Here is a 24,346-nt window from a genome sequence, read left to right as displayed (position 1 = left end):
CTTCTTCCTGTCAAAGCCATTCGGTCCCAATGGTTTTCTCTTGGCGGAGGATCCGTGTTCAGGCGTTTGTTCGTTTCCGCGCTGGTGCCGGTGGTCGCGATGTCGGTGCTCGCCGGCGCCGGAGAAGCCTCGGCGGCTCCGGCCTGGTCCCCTTGCCAGGAAGGCAAGCCGGGTGAGTGCGCCACCGTGCAGGTGCCGGTCGACTGGAACAACCCGAGCGGCGAGAAGGTCGGCGTCGCCATCGGACGGTTGAAGGCCACCGAGCCGGAGCACCGGATCGGGGTGCTGTTCGTCGCCCCCGGTGGCCCCGGCGGTTCCGGGATCGACCTTTTCGTGCTGGGCGACAACAAGCTCACCACGGGCGAGCTGCGCAAGCGGTTCGACATCGTCACCTGGGACCAGCGCGGTGTCGGTCGCAGCAACGAGGTCAGGTGCAGCGCCGAGATCCTCTCGCGACGGCCGGGCGACTACCCGGCGAACGAGCAGCAGTACCGGAACCTGGTGGCCTACAACGCCGAGCTCGGCGCCGACTGCCGCAAGCACACCGGGCCGTTGTTCGACCACCTGGACACCACGAACGTGGTGCGCGACCTGGACGCCGTCCGCGGTGCGCTCGGTGAGGAGAAGATCAGCCTCTTCGGCTCCTCCTACGGCTCGCAGGTGGCGCAGCAGTACGCCGAGTCGTTCCCGGCCAGGCTGCGGGCCGTGACGATCGGGTCCAACCTGGACCACAGCATCACCTCGCCCGGCCACTACCTCGCGACGGCCACAGCGGACCTGGAGGCGTCGTTCAACGCCTTCGCGGACTGGTGCGCCCGCACGGCGAACTGCCCGCTGCACGGCCAGGACGTGCGCGCCCGCTGGGACGCGCTGCACGCCAAGGCCGAGGCGGGCACGCTCACCGACCCGGACAACGGGCAAGCGCTTTCCGCGGAAGGGCTGCGCGGCGAGCTGCTGGGTGCGATGTTCACCCCGTCGAGCCGCTGGTACGCCTTCGCGACCCGGTTGCGCTCGCTCGCCGCGGGCACGAAGACCGGGGCCGCCGCGACGAGCGGGACCACCGCGGCGGAGGAGCTGGGTGCCAACAGCTACCAGGCGATCTGGTGCGAGGACTGGAAGTGGCGCGTCGACGGGTACCGCGAGCTGCGGGCGTTGCGCGAGCAGGCCGCCGCGCTCGCCCCGCACACGAAGCTCAGCCCGTTCTGGAACGACGTCGCCACCTGCCTCGGCTGGCCGGCCGAGGTGACCAACCCCCAGCACCGCCTGTCGATCTCGAACGCGCCGAAGATCCTGATCATGACCTCCGCCGCCGACGTCGCGGCGCCGCACGCGTGGAACGTCGCCGTGTCGCAGCAGATCAGCAACTCCGTGCTGCTGACCTACGACGGTGTCGGTCATGGCCAGTACACGCTCAGCAGCTGCGCACGGGCCCATGTCGACAGGTATCTGACCGATCTCGTCACGCCCGCGCCCGGCACCCACTGCGCCGCGGAGTACCCGACGGCGCCACCGATGACGGCCCAGCGCTCTCTCATCTGACGGAGGACATGTGTTCAGGCGTCTGTTCGTTTCGGCACTGGTGTCGGCGGTCGCGCTGTCGACCCTCGCCGGCACCGGTCAGGCCGCGGTCGCCCCGGCGCTGAGCTGGGCGCCGTGCCAGGAGGGCAAGCCGGGCGAGTGCGCCACGGTGCAGGTGCCCGTCGACTGGAACGACCCGGACGGCGAGAAGCTCGGCGTCGTCATCGGCCGGGTGAAGGCCACCGAGCCGGAGCACCGGATCGGCGTGCTGTTCCTCGCCCCCGGCGGTCCCGGGCAGTCCGGGATCGACATCTTCACCCTGGGGCGCAGCAGGTTGAGCACCGGCGAGCTGAGCAAGCGGTTCGACGTCGTCACCTGGGACCAGCGCGGTGTCGGTCGCAGCAACGAGGTCAAGTGCAGCGTGGATCTCCTCAACCGGTGGCCCGCGGACTACCCGTCCAGTGAGCAGGCGTACCAGGACCTGCTGGCGTACAACGCGAAACTCGGCGCCGACTGCCGCAGGCACACCGGCCCGGTCTTCGACCACGTGGACACGCTCAGCGCCGTCCGCGACCTGGACGCCATCCGCGCCGCGCTCGGCGAGGAGAAGATCAGCCTCCACGGCACCTCCTACGGCACCCAGGTGGGACAGCAGTACGCCGAGCTGTTCCCGAACCGCCTTCGTGCCATGGCGCTCGACTCGAACATGGACCACAGCATCACCTCGGCCGGGCGCTACCTCACCACCGCCAGCGCTGATCTGGAGGCGTCGTTCAACGCCTTCGCGGACTGGTGCGCCCGCACGGCGAACTGCCCGCTGCACGGCCAGGACGTCCGTGCCCGCTGGGACGCGCTGCACGCCAAGGCCGAGGCGGGCACGCTGACCGACCCCGGCACCGGACAGGTGATCTCCGCGAATGCGCTGCGCAACGAGCTGTTCAGGGCGATGTACGGCCCGTCGAGCAGTTGGTACGGCATCGCCACTCGGCTGCGCTCTTTGTCGGAAGGCAGCGGCACCGCGCCGTCGCCGATGACCAAGACGGCGGCCACGGGCGAGCTCGCGGGCAACTCCAACCAGGCGATCTGGTGCGGGGACTGGAAGTGGCGGGTCAACGGCTACCGCGACCTCAAGGCGTTCCGCGAGCAGGCCGCCGCGGTCGCCCCGCACACGAAGCTCATCGGGTACTGGTCCGACGTCACCCAGTGCCTCGGTTGGCCCGGCAAGGTCAACAACCCGCAGCACCGGCTGTCGATCCGCGACGCGCCGAAGATCCTCATCCTGAAGTCCGCCGCCGACGTCGGGACGCCGTCGGCGTGGAACTTCGCCGCGGCCAGGCAGATCCGCAACTCCGTGCTGTTGAGCTACGACGGCGTCGGCCACGCCCAGTACTGGCAGAGCCCCTGCATGCAGGCCCACACCGACCGGTACCTGATCGACCTCGTCACGCCCGCGCCCGGCACGCACTGCGCCGCGGTCTACCCGACCGCTCCGCCGGCGACCGTCAGCGTTGCCGAGGCCGCACCCGCGGCGGCCTCGCAGCACCTGGCCGGACGTTCAGGAATGGCAGTGTGAAGCCGTGCCGTGACCGGGCGGCGGCACGTCCAACGACGGGTTCCGGTCGAAGAACCCGGCCGGCTTCAACGAGAACCCGACGTACTCGCACGGCATGATCGGCCAGTCCTCCGGCCGAGGCAGGTGCGAGGTGCCGAACGTGTGCCAGAGCACGACGTCGGTGTTGACGAGGTCGCGTTCCTGCCGGACCCAGGTGCCGATGCCGTCACCGGGGTGCTGGTTCGGGTAGTCGCCCGCCGCGTGCAGCTCCTTCGGGTCGTAGCGGGTGACCCACAGGTGGTGGCGGGCGAACTCGGCGCGCCGGGCCAGGTCGCTCTCCGGCGCGGCGAGCAGGGTCGGGCCGACGAACGGCACGAGCTTGTAGCCGACGGGCTCGCCGAAGCGGTTGACCACGTTGGGGTTGACCACCTTCCACGTTCTGGCGGTCTGCGGCGAACACGCGCGGCGGGCGTCGCGTTCGTTCGTGATCTGGGTCTTGCGGGCGACGATGCGTTGCCGTGCTCGTTGCCCGGGCCCATGGGCAGGCCGACGGCGTCGACCTCCAGCACCGTGTTGCCCGGTCCGTCGATCTCCAGGTCCAGGCGCATGTTGAACAGGTGCTGGTGGTTGGGCGCGTCGAGCTGCGGCGCGACGAGCGTGCCGAACTCCGGTGTCGTGCCGGGCGCGATGGCGCGGGTCTGCACGATGCCGGTCAGCTTGCTCTCGAACTGGATGGTGCCGTCGAGGTAGAGGTACCAGAAGAAGCCGTACTCGTAGTTGCCGATGGTGTGGATGGCGGAGACGACGAACCGGCGGGACCGGCGGACCTCCGGCGCGCCCGCGTAGCGGAAGTTCCAGTGCTTCCAGAGGATTCCGTAGTCCTCCTCGTGCATGCAGATCGCGTTGGTGATCGTCTGCGGCGTGCCGGACTCGTCGGAGAGCACGGCGTCGAGGTAGCGGATCTCGCCGAGGCAGTCGCAGCCGAGCGACAGCGACCCGACGGTCTTGCCGAGGTTGTACTCGCCCGCGTCGAACACGTTGCGGAAGTAGAAGTCGTCGCTGGTGTCGCCGTAGGGCACGACCATCTCGCTGATCGCCGCGCGGTGCAGCACCGAACGCCGCCGGTCACCGTCCAGATAGGACACGTCGCTGAGCACGAGGCCCTCGACGGCGTCGATGTGCGCGTGCAGGCGCCAGCGCTGCCACTCGATGACGTTGCCGCTGACCGTGAACGACGGTCCTTCCGGCTGGGTGATCTCCAGCGGCCGGAGGTCGGTGCGCAGCGGGCCGACGCTGCCGGCGTCGTAGTTGCCGCTCTCCGGCGGCAGCGGGATCACCTCGCCCTCCTGGATCGCGGCGACCGACTTCTCGTTGCAGTCGATGACGAACACCAGGTTGCCCACCGGCCTCGCGTAGCCGTTGTCCTCTCCGAACTCGCGGACGTAGGCGCTGGCCCGCATGATCCGCCGCTTCGCCGACACCCCGTCGACCGGCAGCGTGCCGGTGGACCACGGGTCGATCTGCAGCAGGTCCAGGTCGTGCACGCCGTGCCGGGCGAGTGCCGCCACGGCGGCCGGGTCCTTGCGGACGATGTCCTCCAGCTCCAGGATCTCCTCGATCATGATGCCCGGCTGGACGTCGGGGACGTGCTGCCAGCGGGTGATCTCACCGGTGGCCAGGTCGACGGTGGCCTCGTAGGTGGCGGCGTCCGCGCGGTCGTAGACGACGAGGAACGCGGAGCGCGCGACCGGCGCGCCCGGTGTCCAGTCCCGCACGACCTGCTTGTCCGGCAGATCCGTGCGCACGACCGGGAACCGCGCTTCGGTAAGCTCACTGCGATGTTCGCGCACGGCGGCGACGGCGGTGGTGATCTCGTCCGGGGTGAGCGGGTCGTAGGGGTGCCTGAGCGGCGGGTGTGGGCTCATGATCGTCCTCTGGGTGGGGAACTGGAGGTGCTTGTTCAGGCTGGGCGCGGTTCGTCCTCGAGCGCCAGTGCGGGACGGCGCGAGGTGACGACCAGGGACCAGATCACCCCGGCGGCGATCCAGGCACCGAGCGCCCACGGCACGGTGTCGAGCGGGCTGGCGGCCTTGTAGACCGCGCCGAACACGGCACCTGCCGCGACCAGCACACCGGCGGTGGCTGCCAGGACCAGCTTGGTGCGGTTCACCTCGTGCCACAGGCCGCGTGCACCCGCGACGCACATGGCGAGGTACATCAGGGCCAGTCCGGCGCCGGCGAACCCGGCCATCCACCCGAACATCGGCGCCCACTGGGGCTGCAGCACGTCCGGTTGCCCGGTGGCCCGGGAGAACAGGCCGTCGGTGAGCGCCACCAGCACGATCGCGGCCACGGACACGACCGCGAGCAGGCCGGCCGCGACGACCGGGGTCCGGCGGCGGTGATGCGTCGTCGCGAGGGCGGCGGGCAGGCGTCCCGCCCTGGCCATGGCGAGCAGCCCGCGGGTCGCCGCCACGCAGACGCCGATGGCGACCGCGGCGACGTCCAGGATGATGATCACGAACACGAGGTCGCCGAACCACGTCGAGCCGAACTCGGGGCTGGAAGCGAGTGCCTGCAACGGGAACACGCTCGCCTTCCACGCCTCCGCGTCGAGGCCGAAGCCGACGGCCTGGGAGTACGAGGTGAGGATGAAGTAGGCGCCGCAGATCGTGAGCGACCACAGCACCGCACGGGGGACGTGCCGCTTCGGGTCGTCGGTCTCCTCGGCGAGGTTCGCGGCGGACTCGAACCCGATGTACATGTTGAAGCTGTAGAGCACGCCGTAGAGCAGCCCGAGCCCGTCGACGGCGAACGGGTTGAACGGCGTCGCCGACAAGCTGGTGCCGCCCTGGCCTCCCTTCGCGATGACCCACACCGCGAAGACCGCCACGATCGCCGCGGAGATCAGCACGAGGGCCAGCTGCGCCTTCACCGACACGTGCACCCCGATGACGACGGCGGCCATGACGAGCGCGACGAACACGAGTGCGAGCACCCACCAGGCGACGTCCACACCGAACGCGCTGCGCAGGAACTCCTCGGTCTGCCCGCCGAGCGCCAGGAACGTCGCCGCCGCCAGCACCGCCATCGCGCCGTAGTACAGCCACCCGGCGACGATGCCGGCACGCGGGCCGAAGGCGTCGCAGATGTACTCGTACAGCGAGCCGCACAGGTGGATTCGCTTGGCGTACTGGGCGATCACCCAGCCGGCACCGAAGATCCCGACGCCGGCGATGACGAGTGCGATCGGCGTGGCGACACCGGCGCCGCGACCGGTGGCCGACAGGCCGACGACCAGTGGCAGCAACGTGGCCACGGAGAAAACCGGGCCCATGAATCCGACGGACTGGGCCAGCACACCGGACATGGTGATCTTGGCGTGTCCTGGTGAAGCACTGGGATTATCGCTCATCTCGGCTCCCGCGGGGTGTGGAGAGGGCGCCGGACCACTTCCTCCGGCTGTACGATATCCGAACATGGCGTACGTTTAATGGACAGATCCTGATCGCGGGATTGCGTGATGTCAACACTTTTCGCGACGGTCCGCAATGCGCGAATCCACTCAGGACAGAAATCGCTCAGGCGGTCACGGACGGTTCCAGGCGCGGCGCGCCGACCACCTCTCGCCAGGCGTCGAACCCGTGCTGGAACGCCACGACACCGGCCTCCGGCAGCGCGATCTCGATGGCTTCCAGGATTTCCTTCGGTGAAACACCGATGTCAAGTGCGACCCGTATGTGACTTTTGATGTGCGCCTTGTCCGCTCGCAGGACGGTCAGGCTGAGGATGAAAAGAAGCTCTTTGACGTCACGGCCCAGCGTGCGCTGTTCCAGATAGGCCGCGCCGACGAGATCATCGGCGGCTTTGAGCACCGGCAGGTCGTTTGCGGCCATCACTTTGTGGTAGTCGAGCACATAACCGCGTCGGGCGACCATGTCGTCGAGATAGCGTTGCGCTTCGCTCATGGTGGAGGACTTTCTGTGCGTGCGGCGGGCAGCAGAACGCGGCTGGCCTGGCTCACCAGCAGAGTCCGCACGTTGCCGCGGAAGAGGGCGAAGTCCGGATCGGCGGCGAGACCCTGACGCCGTGCCGCCCGGTCGGAGAAGTCGTCGTACTGCCAGAGGTAGACGAGGGTGTTCAGGCCGCCGACGTCGACGGTGTAGACACCGAGCGGCGCACCGAGGTGACGGACCTGCGGCGCCCGTCCGGTGCGGTGCCACTCGTCGAGGTACCGCGGCACCCCGCCGGGCACGAGCACGTAGTCCCGTTGTTCGACGATCACGGCACCCTGCTTCCGACGAGCTGACCGGCGAGCAGCACGAGGGCGGCCCCGAAGTCGGCGGCGGTCGTCATCGCCGCCACGTAGCGGTCGGGCCGGACCAGCACGACGTCCCGGCCGCGTGCCTCGAACCAGGCCCGCAGTTCGTTGTGGACGTCCTCGACGACGACGGTTTCGCCGGCAACACAACGCTTTTCGTGGTGCCTGCGGCCCGCCCGCGACTCCACGACCTTGATCACCCGCGGCCGGAACCGGTCCACCACGGACAGTTCCGCGGCGGTCAGGCCGGCCAGCGGGTCGCACTCGAACCCGATCACCGCGAACCACGGTCCGAGCACGTCGTCGAGCCGGTGGCACGTGCCGTCCGCGGTCTCCACCGCGGGCTGGGCCATCATGCGCCCGACGCCGGGGAGTTCGGTCGCAGGCCGCTCCGGCACGACGAAACCGTTGCGGTGGTGGGGAACCGGCTTGAACCGCATCTCCAGCGTCCACCGCTTGACCGGCCCGGCCACGGCGGCCGTGCGCAGGAACAGGTCGCGTGCGCGGGCCACCGAGCGGCGGGTGGGGCTGATGATCCGGCCGAGCGTCGTGGAGAGGTCGATCATGGCCTGGGCGTGCGGGCGGCGTTCCAGGTCGTAGGTGTCCAGCAACGACTCGTCGGCCTTGTCCTGGATGATCGCGGCGAGCTTCCAGCACAGGTTGGTGACGTCGCGGATACCGGTGTTCATGCCCTGCCCGGCCCACGGCGGCATCAGGTGCGCCGCGTCGCCCGCCAGCGCGACGCGACCTTCGACGAAACGCTCGGCGATGCGGGAGTGGTGCGTGTACACCCGCGCCCGGATCACCTCCACCACACCTGGATCACGCACGTGGTGGCGCAGCAGGTCGTTGACGCGGTCGGGGGCGAGCATCTCGTCCGCGTCCTCGCCGGGAAAGAGCATGAACTCCCAACGGCGGTGGTCATCGGGCAGATGCGCGCACACGTACGGTCGGCGCGGATCGCAGTGCAACGCGGTGTACGGCGCGTCGAGCGGGTCGTTGGCGCAGTCGATCACGACCCACTTGCGCTCGTGCGTCTTGCCTTCCAACGCGATGCCGAGCTGGGTGCGGATCGGGCTGCGGCCACCGTCGGCCGCGATCACGTACTCGGCGCGGACCTCGTGCCGCTCACCGCCGCCGGTGATCAGGTCGAGCGTGACGCCGTCGGCGTCCTGCCGCAGCTGCCGCATCTCGGTGCCCAGCAACACCTGCACGTGCGGGAAGCGGGCGAGACCGCGGCGCAGCACGGCCTCCGCCCGCGGCTGCATGAAGATGTTCCGCTTGTACCAGCCGAACTCCTGCGCGGCGGGGCGGATGTCCGCGAGGCAGCGTCCCGAGCCGTCGAAGAGCTTCAGCGGCACGTTCTGGATGGTGCCGCACAGGATCTCGTCCACCAGCCCGGCGGTCTGGAACGTGCGCAGGCTCTCGTCGTCCACGCCCGCGGCCCGCGGGTAGTCGACGATCTCGGTCTCCCGGTCGATGATCAACGTCGGCACGCCGTAGCCGCCGAGCAGGTTCGCCGCCGTGACCCCGACGGGCCCCGCGCCGACGATCACGACCGGCACCGAGGCCGGCGGCACGCCGCTCATCGCGTGATTCCGGTGAGGAAGTCGGTGACGTGCTCGACGAACTCCGCGGGGTTGTCGTCGTGGGCGTAGTGGCCGGCGTCGTCGATCTCGGCCCACCGCAGCAACGGCTGCCGCTCCGCCATGCGCACGCACGTGTCCACCGGCAGGAAGTCCGAACGGGCGCCGCGCAGGACCAGGGTCGGGCACCGCAACGCCGCGACGCACGCCCACAGGTCGACCGACCGGCCGGGATCACCGCCGCGCCTGGCCTCGGCGATCCCGGCCATGTCCGACTTCCACTCCCACCCGCCGCCGGCACGGGACCGCACGGTGTGCTCGATGCGGGAGGCGAGCGCGTCCTCGGTGATGTCCGGGCGGATCCGGCGCCAGTAGGCGCGGACCTCGTCGAGCGAGGCGAACCCGTCCGGCGTGGCGGCGAGCTCCCGCAGGATCCGGTCGGCACCCTCGGTCTCGGTCGACGACCCCGGCCCGATGTCCTCGACGACCAGTGCCTCGACCTGGCCGGGATGCCTTGCCGCGTAGGCGTAACCGACCGTGCCGCCCATGGAGTGCCCGACGATGCCGAACCTGGTGAGCCCGAGGTGGGCGACCAGGCCTTCGACGTCGCCGAGGTAGGCGCCGGTGAAGTACTGGCGTTCCGGGTCCCACGCGCTGTCGCCGCGGCCGCGGAAGTCCGGCGCGATGACGCGGTGCGTGCGGCTCAGCACCTCCGCGACCGGTTCCCACGTCTGGGCGTAGCTGCGCAGTCCGTGCAGCAGGAGCACGGCCGGTGCCTCCGCGTCACCCCACTCCAGGTAGTGGTGGACCAGGCCGTTGAGGGACACCAGGTGGCTGGTGGGTTTCATCGCAGGCCGTCCACGCCCTGCACCTCGTCCGCGGTGAGACCGCCCAGCCGGGCGTGCAGCCTGCCGCGGGAGGCGAAGGCGAAGGCGATGACGACCTCGTCCGGCCGGGGCGCGTCCCCGAAGCCGATCGAGATCGTGTCGTAGTTCGACCGCACGTACAGCGCGTCCTTGTGCGCCAACGGGATGTCGATGGTCGTGCCGGCCGCCGCGACCTTGCCGCTGGAGGGCACCCAGGACTTGCCGCCACCGACGGCGTCGCGCACCGGATCGGCGAACAACTGCGTGAGGAACGCGTTGCCGTGCTCGTACTCGCCGTTGACTCCGACGACGCACGCCTTGCCGTAGCTCTGGATCGGCACGCCGCCGCCCGCCGCCTCGACCGCCCGCCGGCCGACCTCGTGACCGAGCTGGTCGGACTTGGCCACGATGTCGCTCAGGTCCGCGCCGAACCGGCCCGCGTACGGGTTGTGCACCGCGGCGGCGATGACGATCCTGCGGACCGAGGCCCCGTCGGCGAGCTGCCCGGTCTCGGTGGCCAGCACGTCCTCGACGTGGGTGAACCACTTGCGGACGTGGTAGGGCCCGAAGTTCGCTTCTGGCATGGGTTTTTCCGTCTCCTCTGGCGGGTCAGGTGTAGAGCGGGTCGAGCGCCACCGGCTCGCTGGGCGCGTTGTGCTCGCCCAGCACGCGCTGTCCTTCCTCGTCGTCGGTGACGGTCTCGACGAAGAACTCGAACCGGTTGCCGTCGGGGTCCTCGAAGTAGAGGCCGAACCCCACCTTGTGGTCGGTGGTCTTGACGACCTTGACCCCCTTGGACAGCAACATGCCGTACAGCCGACGCAGGTCGTCGAGGTCGCCCTCGACCTCCAGGCCGTAGTGCTGCAGGCCGAGGCCGCCCTGCTGCGCGCCCTCCTCCGCGCGGATCAGCGCGAGGTCGTGGTGCTTGCGGCCGAAGGAGAGGAACACCCACTGCGGTCCGCGCGCGGTGATCTTCATGTTCAGCACGTCCGCGAACCACTGCGCGGACGCTTCCGGGTCGCGCACGAACAGCGACAGGTGGGTGCGGACGATCGACGGTGTGACCATGAGCGTTCTCCTTGTTCAGTGCTGGGCGACGGGCGGGGCGGCGGCCACGGCCGGGGTCCACGCCACATCGGTGATCTCGGGGAACTCCCGCCACTCCTTGGTGAAGGTGCGGCCGCCGTCGGTCGAGCGCAGCAGGTGGCCGTACTTGGTGCCGGCGAACACGAGGTCCGGGTCGGCGGAGTGCGTGCCGAACGCCCAGACCGTCGAGTTCGGCGGCACGTCTGCGGTGGACTCGGTCCAGGTCTGCGCCAGGTCGTCGGAGCGGAAGATCATGGTCCGCGTGCCCGGTGTGCCGTCACCGATGCCGAGCAGCAGGGAGTTGGTGCCGGGGATGCGCGCGACGAGCCGCGTGTAGTAGATGCCCCAGGTGGACTTCGTGCCGGTGCGGGTCCACGTCACCCCGTCGTCCTGGCTGACGAAGATGGCGTTGACCACCAGGCAGACGATCGTCTTGGGCGGTCCGTCGAGCACCAGTACGCAGTGGATGTCGGAGGGGTTGACGCCCTCCGGCCCGTCGACGCGCTCCCACGTGTCGCCGCGGTCGCGGGTGAGCCACAGGCCGCCCTCCTCGACGCCGAACCAGGCGGACTTGCCGTCCACGTGGTCGTAGGCGGCGGTGAGGATGCGCGGCTTGCTCACCCCGGCGCAGCGTTCCGGCAGCACGGGGGAGAGGCGGTCCCACGTGACGCCGCCGTCGGTGGTGCGGTACATGGCCGCACGGGCGGGGGCGCCGGTGCCGATCAGCATGCTGTCCGGGTCGTTGGGGTCGATCGCGATGGACCACACCTGCTGGTCGTTGAACGGCGAGTCCACGCGGGTCCAGCGGGTGCCGCCGTCGTCGCTGCGGCCGAGCCCGGCGTCGGCGCCCGCGAAGATCACCTCGGGCCTGGCCGGGTGCACCGCGAGCGCGCGGACCACGGAGTCGAACTCCAGGGCCTGGTCGAGCGGGATGCGGTGCCAGGTCGCGCCGTCGTCGTTGCTGCGCAGCACTCCCTGTCCCGCCGTGCCGACCAGAATGGTTCCTTGCATCGGGATTTCTCCTTCGCGATCAGAGGAAGATGCCGCGGGTCAGGCCGCCGTCGATGCCGATGGACTCGCCGGTGATGCCGCCGGAGCCGGGCGAGGCGAGGAAGCAGACGGCGTCGGCGACCTCGTCGGCGGTCAGCACGCGCCGGATCGGCGTGCGGTCGATGAAGTTCTGCTCGACCTGCTGCGGCGTGATGCCCTCGGCGGCGGCGTTCTTGGCGTACAGCTCGTGGATGTGCTCGGTCTCGACCACGCCGGGGTGCAGCGTGTTGATCGTGATGCCGTCCGGGCCGAGCTGGTCGGACAACGCCTTGGTCATGTGCACGATCGCGAGGTTGCGCATGCCGGACAGCGCGTGGCTGGACCGGCCGGTCAGCCCGCCGATGTTGACGACGCGGCCGTAGCGGTGCGCCCGCATGATCGGCGCGACCGCCTTGACGCACCGGAAGTACCCGACCACCTTGGTGTTCAGGTCGGCGAGCAGCGCGTCCGGGTCGGCGCTGCGGATGTCGTTGCGCACCAGTCCCGCCGGGGCGGCGGCGCCGTTGACGAGGATGCTCACCTGGCCGACCTCGTTCGCCGTCTCGGCGAGGTTCAGCACGGAGTCCATGTCGGTGGTGTCGGCGGAGACCGGCACGACCCTCCCGCCGAGCTCGTCGGTGATCTCCTCGGCCGCCAGGTCCAGCACGGACCTCCGGCGTGCCGCGATGACGACCGCCGCGCCGCGCCGCACGAGCGCGCGCGTGACGGCCTTGCCGATGCCCAGCCCGCCACCGGTCACGATCGCGACCTGGCCGCTGAGATCCTGTTGCGTCATCTGTGACTTCTTTCGTGGACACCCTGGCCTTCAGGCCGGGGAAGAAACGAAACCCCTGCGGAGCACGGCATGGGGCGGTGAAAACCCTGCGGCGCGAGCTGCAGGAATCCCCTCGTTCACGAGGGGGAGGAAGTCAAGTCAGGTTCACCCACACGCTCTTGGTCTCGGTGTACTGCTCCAGGACGCCGCGGCCCATCTCGCGGCCCCAGCCCGACTGCTTGTAGCCGCCGAACGGCGACGCGGGATCGGTCAGGTTGAAGCAGTTGATCCAGACCGTGCCCGCCTTGATCGCGCCGGCGACGCGGTGCGCCTGCGTCAGGTCGTTGGTCCACAGCCCCGCGGCCAGCCCGTAGGGGGAGTCGTTGGCCTTGTCGACCAGGTCGTCGACCTCGGTCCAGCGCATGGCGACGAGCACCGGTCCGAAGATCTCCTCCCGCACCACCTTCATGTCGTGCGTGGTGTCCGCGAGGATCGTCGGTTCGAGGAAGAAGCCGTCCGCGTGCTCCTCGCCCAGGCCGCGCGGCCGCGAGCCACCGGTGGCGAGACAGGCGCCCTGGTCCAGTCCGGACTCCACATAGGACTTCACGGTGGCGAGCTGCCTGGCCGAGACCAGCGGCCCCATCTGTGTGGCCGGAGCCTGGCCCGGCCCTACGACGATGTGGCGCGCGTGATCGACGAGCGCGGCCATCACGTCGTCGTAGATGTCGGAGTGCACGTACAGCCGTGACCCGGCCGTGCAGGTCTGGCCCTGGTTGAAGAAGATGCCGTCGGAGGCCGCGGCGGCGACCGCGACCGGGTCGGCGTCCGGGAACACGATGTGCGGCGACTTGCCGCCCAGCTCCAGCGAGACCTTCTTCATGTTGCCGAGCGCGGCCCTGGTGACCGCGCGCCCGGTCTCGGTCGAACCGGTGAACGCGACCTTGTCCACGCCGGGATGCGCGGCGATGGCGGCACCGACCACACCACCGGTCCCGGTGACGACGTTGAGCACGCCGGGCGGGAACCCCGCCTCCTCGACCAGTTCCACGAGCCGCAGCGTGGAAAGGCAGGTCTCCTCGGCCGGCTTGAGCACGACCGCGTTGCCCGTGGCCAGCGCGGGTGCGAGCTTCCACGCGGCCATCGACATCGGGAAGTTCCACGGCACGATCGCGCCCACGACACCGATCGGTTCGTGCACGGTGTAGTTGAGGACCTTGAGGCCGTTGCGCGGCGACAGCGGGATGGTCGAGCCCTCGAACTTGCTGGGCCAGCCCGAGAAGTAGCGGAACAGCTTCGCGGTCGTGCCGACGTCCACGGCCCTGGCGACCGCGACCGGTTTGCCGTTGTCCAGCGACTCGATGAACGCGAGCTCGTCGGCGTTGGCCTCGACGAGCTCCGCGAGCCGGTGCAGCAGCTCGCCGCGCTGCAAGGGGTTGATGTCGCGCCACGCCGGGTCGGCGAGCGCCGCCCGTGCCGCGGCGACGGCGTCGTCGACGTCCGCGGCCGTACCACTGGCCACTGTGGACAGCCGGCGTCCGGTGGCGGGGTTGATGGAGGGCATGGTCCGGCCGGACTCGCTCGGCCGCCATCGGCCGTTGACGTACAGGCCGTGCTCGCGAGCCAGGAACGAGGCGACGCCGAAGGGTGCCGGTGCGGACAGGAAGGTCGTGTCGGTCACGAGGTGCTCCCGGTGCGGGTGGGAAGGCCGGAGGTCACAGGGCCATCTCGACGAGGTGGGGGCCGCCGGTCGCGGCCGCGTCGGTCAGCGCCTTGCGCAGGTCGGCGACGGTGACGGCCCGGACGGCGGGCACGCCGAACCCGGCCGCCAGCGCCACCCAGTCGACGCACGGGTCCGCGAGGCTGGTCAGCGCCTCCGCCTGCGACCCGAACTCGGCGTTGCCGTGCCGCCCGAGCTCGGTGCGCAGCACGTTGTAGGTGTGGTTGGCGGCGATCAGGACGATCACGTTGGCGCGCTCGCGGCTCATCGACCACAACGCCTGCGCGGTGTAGAGGCCGCTGCCGTCCGACTGCAACGCGATCACCGGCCGGTGCGGTGCGGCGATGGCGGCCCCGAGCGCACACGGCAGCCCTTGCCCGATGGCGCCGCCGGTGTTGGTCATCACCGTGTGCGTCACCGCGGACGCCGACTCGGTGTAGAACGGGTATCCGCTCGTGCCGCCCTCGATCGACACGATCGCGTCGTCCGGCAGGCACGCCGCGACCACCCTCCCGATGACCCGCCCGGTCAGCGTCTCGGTGTCGTCCGGCGGTGCGGTTTCCGGTGCGGTGGCGGCGATCGGCGTGGTGGCGCCGATGAGGTCGGCGAGTTCCACGAGCGCCTGCTCGGCGTCCTCGATCGGATGCGCGAGCCTCGCCAGAGTGCCCGGCGCGGTGAGAACGCTCGGCACACCCTCGTAACCGAAGTACGCGACCGGGTCCTCGGCGCCCGCGACGACCACCACGTCCGCTTCGCTCAGCACCGCGGCGGCGGTCTCGGGGAAGTAGGGCAACCGGTCGATGGCCGGCAACCCGCCGCCGCGGTCGACGCGCGCGGGGAACGTCTCGCAGTGGAGCGCGGCGCCGGTGGCCGCCGCGATCATCCCGGCGGCCTGCTGCCCGATGCGCGTCAAAGCGTTGCCGCCCAACAGGAACAGCGGTCGCTGCGCGTCGCGGAGCCGTTGTGCGACTTCCTCGAGGTGATCGACCGCGACGATGGGACGCCGTGCGTGCGGTGCGAGATCGGCCTGTGACCGTGGCGCCGTGGCCTGCTGGTGGTCGGCCGGCACGATCAGCGTCGAGACGCCGCGCCGCTGGTGGGCCTCGGCGATCGCACCGGTCGTGGTGGCCGCGACGCCCGCGCGGTCGGTGACGTGGTGGACCGTCCCCACGGTCGCGGCGAGGGCCGCGATGTCCGACGTCAGCGGCGCGTCGAACGGCAGGTGCCAGCTGGTGTGATCGCCGACGACGTTGACCAGTGGCGTGTTCGCCCGGCGCGCGTTGTGCAGGTTCGCCAGGCCGTTGGCCAGCCCCGGCCCCAGGTGCAGCAACGTCATCGCGGCGTGCCCGGTGATGCGCGCGTAACCGTCCGCCGCGCCAGTGCACACGTTTTCGTGCAGACCGAGCACCGCCCGGATGCCCGGCACCCGGTCCAGCGCGGCCACCAGCGGCATCTCGGTCGTGCCGGGGTTGGCGAAGCAGACGCGCACGCCCGACTGCGCTGCGGCGAGCACGAGCGACTCGGCGCCGGTGAGGACGTCTTCAGCCACGGCTGTCTCCCGGAAGAGTGCGATAATCGTACATAGTGTTCGCTTATCGCCCAGAGAGTAGACGCTGCTGCCGCGGTGGGGAAGCCCGCAGTTTCGGATCGGTTCGCGCGCACGCGAAAACACCCGGCCTGGCGACGCAGACCGGGCGTGGCGGGAAAAGCGTTGCTACGCGGGCGTTTCCGCGCTGAAGTCGCTGGAAAGTCGGCGTGCGGCCTCGCTGGCGGCCGACATCACGAGCTCGGGCACCCCGGGATCGGAGACCTCGGTCCCGAGCTGCACGATCCCGATGCTCGCGCTGGCCCACTCGGACGTGCTGATCGGCGCCGCCACCCCGAGCGCCCCCGGCTGCAGCACCCCGACGCTCAGCGCGTACCCCTGCGAACGCGCGAGCCGCACGATCGAGGAGTCGTCGTCCGAGGGCGGACGTCCGGCGAGGATGGCCACCCCGTCCGCGCCCAGCTCCAGCGCGTGCCGCGCGCCCTGGCGCAGCGCCAGGTGGAACGTGCTCTGCGGCGGTTCCTCGGTCAGCAGGATCAGCGCCTCGTCGCCGTCGGCCACGCTCAGCAGCGACGTGCTGTTCGTCTGCGTGCTGAGCCGGCGCAGGATCGGCAGGACCACCGCCTGCAGGCGCGGGCGCAGCCGGCTCGCCAGCTCCGAGATGCCGATGCCGAGCACGTACCGGGTGCCGATGCGGCCGACCAGGCGGTGGGCTTCGAGGGTGCGCAGCAGCCGGTAGACCACCGCGCGGGCGGTGGCGAGCTGTTCGGCCAGTTCGCCCGCGGTGAGGCCGTCGCTGTGTTCCGCCAGCAGCGACAACACCTTGAGCCCGCGGTCGAGCGTCTGGGAGATCTCCCCGCCTGCAGAACTCATCGCGTGCTCGTCCTTCTTGACTGGTCGGTCAGTAGCTCTGTTTAGCACAGCGGCCCGCCGGTGATTGACCGGTCGCCGATCTCTCGCTTAGTGTACGACTATCGACCACTAGGGACGGTAATCGGACATGTCGCAGCGATCAGTCGCCGAGGCGCTCGCCCGGAAGCTCCCCGCCATGCCGTTCGTCGCAGGGCATTGGCAGTCTCACTCCTCAGCTCAGCCGTTCGACGTCGTCGACCCGGTGACGGAGCAGACCCTCACCGCGGTGGTGGAGGCGGACGCGGCGATGGTGGACCGCGCCGTCGAGTCCGGCCACGACGCCCTCGACGGTGAGTGGGGGCGCATGGACGGCGCCACCCGCGGGGAGTTGCTCCACACCTTCGCGCGGCTGCTCGAAGAGCGCGCGGAGGACTTCGCGAACGTCGAGTCGCTCGACGTCGGCAAGCCGGGGTTCGAGCCCAGGGTGATCGACCTCCCGCAGGCGGTGGCCACGTTCCGGCACTACGCGGGCTGGGCCGACAAGCTGACCGGGCAGACGATTCCCACGTCCGGCTACATGGGACGGTCCACTCTCAGCTACACGGTCCGGCAGCCGATCGGGGTCGTCGCCGCGATCACGCCGTGGAACTCGCCCACGATGATCGGCGCGTGGAAGATCGCGCCGGCGCTCGCGGCCGGGTGCGCGGTCGTGCTGAAGCCGCCGGAGGACGCGCCGCTGACGTCGTTGATGCTCGCGGAACTGGCCGAGCAGGCCGGTTTTCCCGCCGGCGTGCTCAACGTCCTGCCCGGACGCGGTGTCACGACCGGCAACCTCCTGATCAACCACGCCGGCGTCGACAAGATCTCGTTCACCGGCAGCCCGGAGACCGGGCAGATCGTCGCGACCGCCGCCGCGAAGGGGTTCCGGCCCACCACGCTCGAACTGGGCGGCAAGAGCCCGCAGATCGTGTTCGCCGACGCCGGCCTGACCGCGGCGGCGGACGGGGTGGCCGCCGGTGTCTTCGCCAACCAAGGTGAGGTGTGCGCGGCGGGAAGCCGGATCCTGGTGGCCCGCGACATCTACGACGACTTCGTGGACCTCCTCGCCGAACGTGCCGCGAAGGTGGTCCTCGGCGACCCGTTCGACGAGGGCACCACCATGGGCGCGCTGATCAACGCGAGACAACGCGACCGCGTCGCGCACTACGTCGAGCGGGGCCGCGAGGAAGGCGCGCGCGTGGTCGCTGGAGGCAGCAGGCCGGACCGCGCCGGGTTCTTCGTCGAACCCACGCTGTTCGCCGACGCGTCGAACACGATGACCATCGCCCGCGAGGAGATCTTCGGTCCTGTTGGGACGATCATCCCGTTCGACGACGACGAACAGGCGATCGCCATCGCCAACGACAGCGACTACGCCCTCGCCGCCACGTTGTGGACCACCGACCTCAGCCGTGCCCACACCCTGGCCCGCCGGGTCGACGCCGGTGCCGTCGCGGTCAACGGCTGGTCCCCGCTCGACCCGCGACTGCCGTGGGGCGGCTGGAAGCTCAGCGGTCACGGCCGCGAGCTCGGCCTCGCGGGGCTCGAGGCCGACACCGAGCTCAAGACCATCACGATCGTCCTTTGACCACAACGGAAAGGGAACACCGAATGCCTGCCCGCGTACTCGTCACGTACTACAGCGCGACCGGCTCCGTGCACCGGCTCGCCGAAGCCGTCACGGCGGGAGCGGAGGACGCGGGCGCCGAGGTCCGCCTGCGCCGCGTCGCCGAGCTCGCCCCGGAGGAGGCCATCGCCTCGAACGCCGACTGGGTGCGGCACCGCGACGAGACCGAGGGAATTCCCGTCGTCACCCTGGACGACCTGGCGTGGGCCGACGGCTACGCGTTCGGCACGCCCACCCGCTACGGCGCGCCCGCCGCGCAGCTCAAGCAGTTCATCGACACCGCGAGCAGCCTGTGGCACGAGGGCAAGCTCGCCGACAAGCCGGTCACCACGTTCGTCTCGTCCGCGGAGCTGCACGGCGGCCAGGAGGCCACGATCCTGTCGCTCAACAACGTCTTCTACCACTGGGGCTGCGTGATCGTCCCGCTCGGCTACACCGACGACGCCGTCTACGCGGCGGGCGGCAACCCGTACGGCACCTCGTGGCCCGCGGGCTTCCCGTCGACCATGCCCGACGAGAAGGTGCTGGAGTGTGCGCGCTTCCAGGGCCGGCGGCTGGCGCACTTCGCCGAGGTGCTCGCGGGCGCACGGGCCAAGGCCGCCTAGGCGCACGCACCGGGCCTGCTACGTCGATGAAGGGCTCCTTCCTGCACCTGGGGTCGATGAAGGAGCCCTTCATCGACGTCGATTCGACTCGAACGGCGCCCGGAGTTCCTTGCGGCAGAAAACATCATGTCGGTTAGCATGCGAGACCTCGCCAACCGACGGAGGTCTTCCGATGGCGGTTCTGCCCGCGCGGGTGTTGTTCGGTGCCGCCTACTACCACGAGTACCAGCCGTACGACCGGCTCAAGACCGACCTGGACCTGATGGTGGAGGCGGGTTTCACCGTCATCCGGGTCGGCGAGTCGGTGTGGTCGACGTGGGAGCCGGAGAACGGCCGGTTCGACCTGGAGTGGTTGCGGCCGGTGCTCGACGGCGCCCACGAGCGCGGCATCTCGGTCGTCCTCGGCACCCCGACGTACGCGGTGCCGCCGTGGCTGGCCCGCCAGTACCCGGAGATCGCGGGGGAGCAGGCCGACGGCCGCAGGGTCGGGTGGGGTGCGCGGCAGGAGGTCGACTTCACCCATCCCGCCTTCCGGTTCCACGCCGAACGGATCGCGCGCAAGATCGCCGGCCGGTACGCGGACCACCCCGCCGTCATCGGCTTCCAGGTGGACAACGAGCCGGGCATCCGGCTGCTGCACAACCACGGCGTCTTCCAGCGGTTCGTCGACCACCTGCGCACCACCTACGGCGACGTCGAGAACCTCAACCGCGCGTGGGGACTGGTGTACTGGTCGCACCGGCTGTCCACATGGGCCGATCTGTGGACACCGGAGGGCAATGCCCAGCCGCAGTACGACGTGGCGTGGCGGGCGTTCCAGGCCAGGCAGACCACCGAGTTCGTGGCGTGGCAGGCGGACATCGTCCGCGAGTACGCGCGGCCGGACCAGTTCGTCACCACCTGCCTGCACTACCCGCACGTCGCGCTCGACGACGCCGAACTGACCGAGCACGTCGACGTCACCGCGGGCAACCCGTACTACGACATGCAGGACGCGCTCACCCTGCCCGACCCCGACGAGTGCGAGCAGAGCTGGAAGACCAACGGCGTTTGGGCGTTCTACCGCGGCGCCGACTGGATCTTCTCGTCACGTCAGGAACCGTTCCTGGTCACCGAGACCAACGCCGGCAACATCAGCACGCCGTGGGACAACCGGCCCGCCTACAACGGCCAGTGGCGTCAGGCCGCGTGGGCGCTCGTCGGCCGCGGCGCGCGGATGATCGAGTACTGGCACTGGCACACGCTGCACTTCGGCGCCGAGACCTACTGGGGCGGCGTGCTCCCGCACAGCGGCAGCCCCGGCCGGGTCTACGCCGAACTGGCCCGGCTGGGCGCCGAGTTCGAGACCGCGGGCGCGACGGTCGCGGGCATCGAGCCGGACGCCGACATCGCCATCGTCTACTCGGCGCCCAGCAAGTGGTACATGCAGAAGTACCCGCCCTTGTCCACTTCGGACGGTGGACCGGACGGTGCCGCGTACCAGCGGATCTTCGACGCGTTCTACCGGGGTGCCTTCGAGGCGGGACGCCAGGTGCGGATGATCCACGCCCGGCAGCTGGCAGGTCTGGACCTGGCCGCGCACCCGGTGCTGGTCGTGCCCGCGCTGTACCTGGCCGACGACGAGACCGTCGACCGGCTCGCCGCCTACGCGCACGCGGGCGGTCACCTGGTCGTCGGGCCCCGCACCGCCTACGCCGACCACGAGGGCAGGGCCCGTCACGAGCACGCGCCCGGACGGCTCGTCGAGGCCGCGGGCGTCTACTACGACGAGTTCAGCAACCTCTCGAACGACCTGCGCGTGCTGGCCGCGGACGGGTTCGGCCTGCCCGCGGACGCCGTCGCCACCCGGTGGGTGGAGGGGTACACGGTCATCGACGCCGATGTGCTCGTGGAGTACGACCACCACCACTTCGGGCGTTGGCCCGCCGTCACGACGCGACGGCACGGCGCCGGTCGCGTCACGTGCGTCGGCACGGTGCCCGGCCGCGGTCTTGCCGCGGCACTGGCGAAATGGCTTGTGCCGGAACCGAAGTCGGGCTGGCCGGACCTGCCGGAGACGGTGACCGCGACGACCGGGACCTCACCGGACGGGCGCCGCGTGCACGTGGTCCACAACTGGAGCGGCGACCCCGTCGAGATCGCGGCACCGGTCGCGCTCACCGATCTGCTGGGCGGCGGCGCGATCCCCGCCGGTGGACCGGTCGAGCTGGCAGAGCGGGACGTGCGGATCTTCGTGACCGGGTGAGCTCAGCGCATCGTGACGGCACGCCAGAGTTCGGCGTTGTCGTGCGGGCCGATGCCGGGGCGGTTCTCCCGGTACCAGTCCACGATCCGCCGCCTGCCCGCGTCGGTGATGTGGTAGCCGAGGTGGTCGCCGACCGGTGCCCAGATCAGGTCCGCCGCCAGGGCCTGCTTGATGGCGTCCGGACGGCACAGGCTCTGCAGCAGCCACGGCCACACCATGCCCTGCGCGGTCATCCACAGCACGCGCAGCACCGCCGTTTCCGGTAGCTCCGGACTGTCGTTCGCCGCATTGTCGAAGAACCTGCCTGCTTGCATCCGAACCCCCGTTCTTTCCCACGCCTTTCGTAGTACGGCCTGCTCGTGGCTCTGGTTCAGGCCCGGGGGAAAATACTTTCGCGTCGAATGGGGTTCGGATCGATTCGATCAGCGCAGTTCACGCGCTCGCCCGGCGCACGAGCGAGGTGGGCAGCAACATCGACAGCGGCAGCTTCTCCTCACCGGCGAGCTCGGCGAGCAGCCGCCACGTCAGCGTGCGGCCGAACTGCTCCACGTCCTGGCGCACGGTGGTGAGCGGCGGCACGGCGGTCGAGGCGAGCACCGAGTCGTCGAACCCCACCACCGCCACGTCGTCGGGAATCCGGTAGCCGCGTGCCTGCAGCACCCGCAACGCGCCCAGCGCCATGATGTCCGCGGCCACGAAGACCGCGTCGAGATCGGGCGCCCTGCGCAGCAGCTCCTCCATCGCCCGCGCGCCGCTCTCGGGCGTGAAGTCGCTGTGCACCACCAGTTCCACGGATCTGCCGTGCTCGGCGAGCCCGCACCGCCAGCCGCTGAGCCGGTCCATGCCGACCGCCATGTCACGCGGGCCGGCGATCGTGGCGATCTTCTCCCGCCCGAGCGAGACGAGGTGGCGCACCGCGCCCAGCGCGCCGTTGAAGTTGTCCGAGTCGACGAACGGGACGGTGCCGCCCGCGAGCGGACGGCCGCCCACCACGATGGGCAGCCCCGCCTCGTGCAACGTCCGCGGCAACGGGTCCTCGCCGTGCAGGCTCACCACGAGCGCGCCGTCGACGTGCCCGCCGGTGAGGTAGGCGACCTGGTCCTGGCCGTCCAGCGGCTGGTTCATCATCAGCAGCAGCTGGACGTGCCGCCCGGTCAGCTCGGCGTGCACCCCGCGCAGCACGCCGGCGAAGAACGGGTCGGCGAGCACCCGGCTGCCCTGTTCGGAGATCACCAGCGCGATCGCGTTCGCCTTGCTGCCCGCGAGCGTGCGCGCCGCGTGGTTCGGGCTGTACCCGAGCAACGCGATCGCGCGGTGCACCGCCTGCCGTGAGCGTTCGCTGACGTACTTCTCGCCGTTGATCACCCTGGAGACGGTGGACTTCGACACCCCGGCCACGCGCGCGACCTCCTCGATGCGCGGGCCGGGGCGCCGACTCCTGCCTTCGGTCATGAGACGGCGACCAGCGCGTTGTCGCGGGCCACCCTGCTGTACCACCTCGCACTCATCTTCGGCGTCCGGATCTGCGTGTCGTAGTCCACGTGGACGATGCCGAACCGCTTCGCGTACCCCTCGGCCCACTCGAAGTTGTCCAGCAGCGACCAGCAGAAGTACCCGCGCAGGTCGACGCCCGCCTTGATCGCCGTGTGCGCGGCGCGCAGGTGCGAGGCGATGTAACCGGTCCGGTCGACGTCGTCGATCGCGCCGGAACCGGAGAAGTCGTCGCGGAACGCGGCACCGTTCTCGGTGATGTAGAGCGGAAGCCGCGGGTAGTCGTGGTGCAGCCGCAGCAGCACGGCGGTGAGGCCGTCCGGCCTGACCTCCCAGTCCATGTCGGTCCGGGGAGCGTCACGGCGGGGGAACGACGCGTGCTGCACACCGACCCACGGCGAGGGACCGGGTTCGCTGCCGTTGGGCGACGAACTGACGTAGTGCTCGGTGTAGTAGTTGACGCCGAGCATGTCCATCGGTGCGGAGATCACGCCGAGGTCGCCGTCCCGCACGTGCTCCCCGAACCCGAACGGCTCCAGGTCCGCGAGGATGTCCGCGGGGTACTCGCCGCGCAGCAACGGGTCCAGGAAGATCCGCTGCTGCAGCCCGTCGAGCCGGCGTGCGACGTCCAGGTCCGCCGGGTCGGCCGGATCGACCGGGATGATCGGGTACATGTTGAGCGTGATGCCGACCTTGGCCTCCGGCGCGGCGGCGCGGATGGTGTCGGCGGCGAGCCCGTGCGCGAGCAGCAGGTGGTGGACCGCGGCGACGGCGGCGGCGGGTTCGGTGCGTCCTGGCGCGTGCACGCCGGCGGCGTAGCCGAGGAACGCCGAGCACCACGGCTCGTTCAACGTCGTCCAGGTGCCGACGCGGTCACCGAGCGCCTCGACGACGCTGGCCGCGTAGTCGGCGAACCGGAACGCGGTGTCGCGCGCCGCCCAGCCACCCGACTCCTCGAGCGTCTGCGGCAGGTCCCAGTGGTAGAGCGTCGGCCACGGCACGATGTCGTGCGCCAGCAACGTGTCGACGAGCCTGCTGTAGAAGTCGAGCCCGGCCTGGTTGACCTCGCCGCCGTCCGGCCGCACCCGCGGCCAGGCGATCGAGAACCGGTAGGCCTTGAGCCCGAGCTCGGCCATCATCGCGACGTCCTGCTCGAAACGCCGGTAGTGGTCGGCCGCGGGCTCGCCGCAGTCGCCGCCGACGACCTTGCCGGGCAGCCGGCAGAAAGCGTCCCAAATGGAGTCGGTGCGGCCGTCGACGTCGGTCGCACCCTCCACCTGGAACGCCGCGGTCGCGGCTCCCCACAGAAAACCCTGCGGGAAAACAATGTTCTCCATTTTCACCCCTTGACGGCGCCCTGCATCACACCGGCGACGATCTGCCGCCCGAGGACCAAGAACACGATGAGAACCGGAACCGTTGCGAGCGTGGTTCCGGCGAGTACGAGCGAGTAGTCGACGTAGTAGCCGCTTTGCAGCTTTTCCAGGGCCA

Annotated in this window: 20 protein-coding genes and 2 pseudogenes; 5 read left to right on the top strand and 17 right to left on the bottom strand. The window is 70.4% G+C overall.

Features of this window, described 5'->3' with window-relative positions; all coding sequences use genetic code 11:
- Positions 1–54 precede the first annotated feature (54 nt).
- Together ABZV40_RS38855 and ABZV40_RS38850 are read left to right on the top strand one after the other, a co-directional pair.
- Positions 55–1,539, top strand: a complete 1,485-nt coding sequence (locus ABZV40_RS38855) for an alpha/beta hydrolase (protein ID WP_355453798.1) — start codon at positions 55–57, stop codon at positions 1,537–1,539.
- A gap of 10 nt (positions 1,540–1,549) precedes the next feature.
- On the top strand, positions 1,550–3,091 hold the full coding sequence (locus tag ABZV40_RS38850; protein WP_355453795.1) for an alpha/beta fold hydrolase: 1,542 nt from the start codon (positions 1,550–1,552) through the stop codon (positions 3,089–3,091).
- Here the strand turns inward: ABZV40_RS38850 and ABZV40_RS38845 are convergent.
- The 13 genes and pseudogenes from ABZV40_RS38845 to ABZV40_RS38785 all read right to left on the bottom strand — a co-directional run bounded on the left by ABZV40_RS38845 (position 3,074) and on the right by ABZV40_RS38785 (position 16,869).
- Positions 3,074–4,995, bottom strand: a pseudogene (locus ABZV40_RS38845) (primary-amine oxidase). The gene ABZV40_RS38850 and the pseudogene ABZV40_RS38845 sit on opposite strands and share 18 nt — an antisense overlap.
- A 35-nt stretch (positions 4,996–5,030) precedes the next feature.
- On the bottom strand, positions 5,031–6,485 hold the full coding sequence (locus ABZV40_RS38840; protein ID WP_355453792.1) for an APC family permease: 1,455 nt from the start codon (positions 6,483–6,485) through the stop codon (positions 5,031–5,033).
- Between the two features lie 166 nt (positions 6,486–6,651).
- A complete protein-coding gene (locus tag ABZV40_RS38835) occupies positions 6,652–7,038 on the bottom strand; it encodes a carboxymuconolactone decarboxylase family protein (RefSeq protein WP_355453789.1) in 387 nt (128 codons plus the stop codon).
- Complete coding sequence (locus ABZV40_RS38830; protein WP_355453786.1) at positions 7,035–7,355, bottom strand: NIPSNAP family protein; 321 nt, start codon at positions 7,353–7,355, stop codon at positions 7,035–7,037. Before ABZV40_RS38830 ends, ABZV40_RS38835 begins: the two co-directional genes overlap by 4 nt.
- The gene (locus tag ABZV40_RS38825) at positions 7,352–8,980 is read right to left on the bottom strand and encodes a bifunctional 3-(3-hydroxy-phenyl)propionate/3-hydroxycinnamic acid hydroxylase (protein WP_355453783.1); all 1,629 of its coding nucleotides are present in this window, start codon (positions 8,978–8,980) and stop codon (positions 7,352–7,354) included. Before ABZV40_RS38825 ends, ABZV40_RS38830 begins: the two co-directional genes overlap by 4 nt.
- Positions 8,977–9,825: an alpha/beta hydrolase gene (locus ABZV40_RS38820; RefSeq protein ID WP_355453780.1), complete on the bottom strand. Its 849-nt coding sequence runs from the start codon at positions 9,823–9,825 to the stop codon at positions 8,977–8,979. The genes ABZV40_RS38825 and ABZV40_RS38820 overlap by 4 nt, the downstream gene beginning before the upstream one ends.
- Positions 9,822–10,427, bottom strand: a complete 606-nt coding sequence (locus tag ABZV40_RS38815; RefSeq protein WP_355453777.1) for an amino acid synthesis family protein — start codon at positions 10,425–10,427, stop codon at positions 9,822–9,824. Before ABZV40_RS38815 ends, ABZV40_RS38820 begins: the two co-directional genes overlap by 4 nt.
- Before the next feature lie 25 nt (positions 10,428–10,452).
- The gene (locus tag ABZV40_RS38810) at positions 10,453–10,911 is read right to left on the bottom strand and encodes a VOC family protein (protein ID WP_355453774.1); all 459 of its coding nucleotides are present in this window, start codon (positions 10,909–10,911) and stop codon (positions 10,453–10,455) included.
- A 15-nt stretch (positions 10,912–10,926) separates the two neighbouring features.
- Complete coding sequence (locus tag ABZV40_RS38805) at positions 10,927–11,940, bottom strand: glycosyl hydrolase (protein ID WP_355453771.1); 1,014 nt, start codon at positions 11,938–11,940, stop codon at positions 10,927–10,929.
- 19 nt (positions 11,941–11,959) lie between these two features.
- A complete protein-coding gene (locus tag ABZV40_RS38800) occupies positions 11,960–12,754 on the bottom strand; it encodes an SDR family oxidoreductase (RefSeq protein WP_355453768.1) in 795 nt (264 codons plus the stop codon).
- Between the two features lie 133 nt (positions 12,755–12,887).
- A complete protein-coding gene (locus ABZV40_RS38795) occupies positions 12,888–14,411 on the bottom strand; it encodes an aldehyde dehydrogenase family protein (RefSeq protein ID WP_355453765.1) in 1,524 nt (507 codons plus the stop codon).
- Between the two features lie 34 nt (positions 14,412–14,445).
- A complete protein-coding gene (locus tag ABZV40_RS38790) occupies positions 14,446–15,999 on the bottom strand; it encodes an acetolactate synthase large subunit (protein ID WP_355453762.1) in 1,554 nt (517 codons plus the stop codon).
- A 165-nt stretch (positions 16,000–16,164) separates the two neighbouring features.
- A complete protein-coding gene (locus tag ABZV40_RS38785) occupies positions 16,165–16,869 on the bottom strand; it encodes a helix-turn-helix domain-containing protein (protein ID WP_355453759.1) in 705 nt (234 codons plus the stop codon).
- A 127-nt stretch (positions 16,870–16,996) separates the two neighbouring features.
- Here ABZV40_RS38785 and ABZV40_RS38780 point away from each other — a divergent pair, with 127 nt between their 5' ends.
- From ABZV40_RS38780 to ABZV40_RS38770, 3 genes are all read left to right on the top strand, one after another.
- On the top strand, positions 16,997–18,475 hold the full coding sequence (locus ABZV40_RS38780) for an aldehyde dehydrogenase family protein (RefSeq protein WP_355453756.1): 1,479 nt from the start codon (positions 16,997–16,999) through the stop codon (positions 18,473–18,475).
- Between the two features lie 23 nt (positions 18,476–18,498).
- Positions 18,499–19,119: an NAD(P)H:quinone oxidoreductase gene (wrbA, locus tag ABZV40_RS38775; RefSeq protein ID WP_355453753.1), complete on the top strand. Its 621-nt coding sequence runs from the start codon at positions 18,499–18,501 to the stop codon at positions 19,117–19,119.
- 172 nt (positions 19,120–19,291) lie between these two features.
- Positions 19,292–21,364 carry a beta-galactosidase gene (locus ABZV40_RS38770; RefSeq protein ID WP_355453750.1) on the top strand — a complete coding sequence of 691 codons (2,073 nt, stop codon included), beginning with the start codon at positions 19,292–19,294 and terminating at the stop codon, positions 21,362–21,364.
- Between the two features lie 2 nt (positions 21,365–21,366).
- Here ABZV40_RS38770 and ABZV40_RS38765 read toward each other — a convergent pair whose 3' ends face one another.
- The 4 genes and pseudogenes from ABZV40_RS38765 to ABZV40_RS38750 all read right to left on the bottom strand — a co-directional run.
- The gene (locus ABZV40_RS38765; protein ID WP_355453747.1) at positions 21,367–21,678 is read right to left on the bottom strand and encodes a hypothetical protein; all 312 of its coding nucleotides are present in this window, start codon (positions 21,676–21,678) and stop codon (positions 21,367–21,369) included.
- A gap of 118 nt (positions 21,679–21,796) precedes the next feature.
- Complete coding sequence (locus tag ABZV40_RS38760) at positions 21,797–22,816, bottom strand: LacI family DNA-binding transcriptional regulator (RefSeq protein WP_355453744.1); 1,020 nt, start codon at positions 22,814–22,816, stop codon at positions 21,797–21,799.
- On the bottom strand, positions 22,813–24,192 hold the full coding sequence (locus ABZV40_RS38755) for a GH1 family beta-glucosidase (protein ID WP_355453741.1): 1,380 nt from the start codon (positions 24,190–24,192) through the stop codon (positions 22,813–22,815). The genes ABZV40_RS38760 and ABZV40_RS38755 overlap by 4 nt, the downstream gene beginning before the upstream one ends.
- A 2-nt stretch (positions 24,193–24,194) precedes the next feature.
- Positions 24,195–24,346, bottom strand: a pseudogene (locus ABZV40_RS38750) (carbohydrate ABC transporter permease); the annotation flags it as partial.

It is taken from the genome of Lentzea sp. NPDC004782, from assembly GCF_040609115.1.
GTDB lineage: Bacteria > Actinomycetota > Actinomycetes > Mycobacteriales > Pseudonocardiaceae > Lentzea.
Note: the sequence above shows the minus strand (reverse complement) of the source record. Positions and strands in the feature narration are given on the sequence as shown.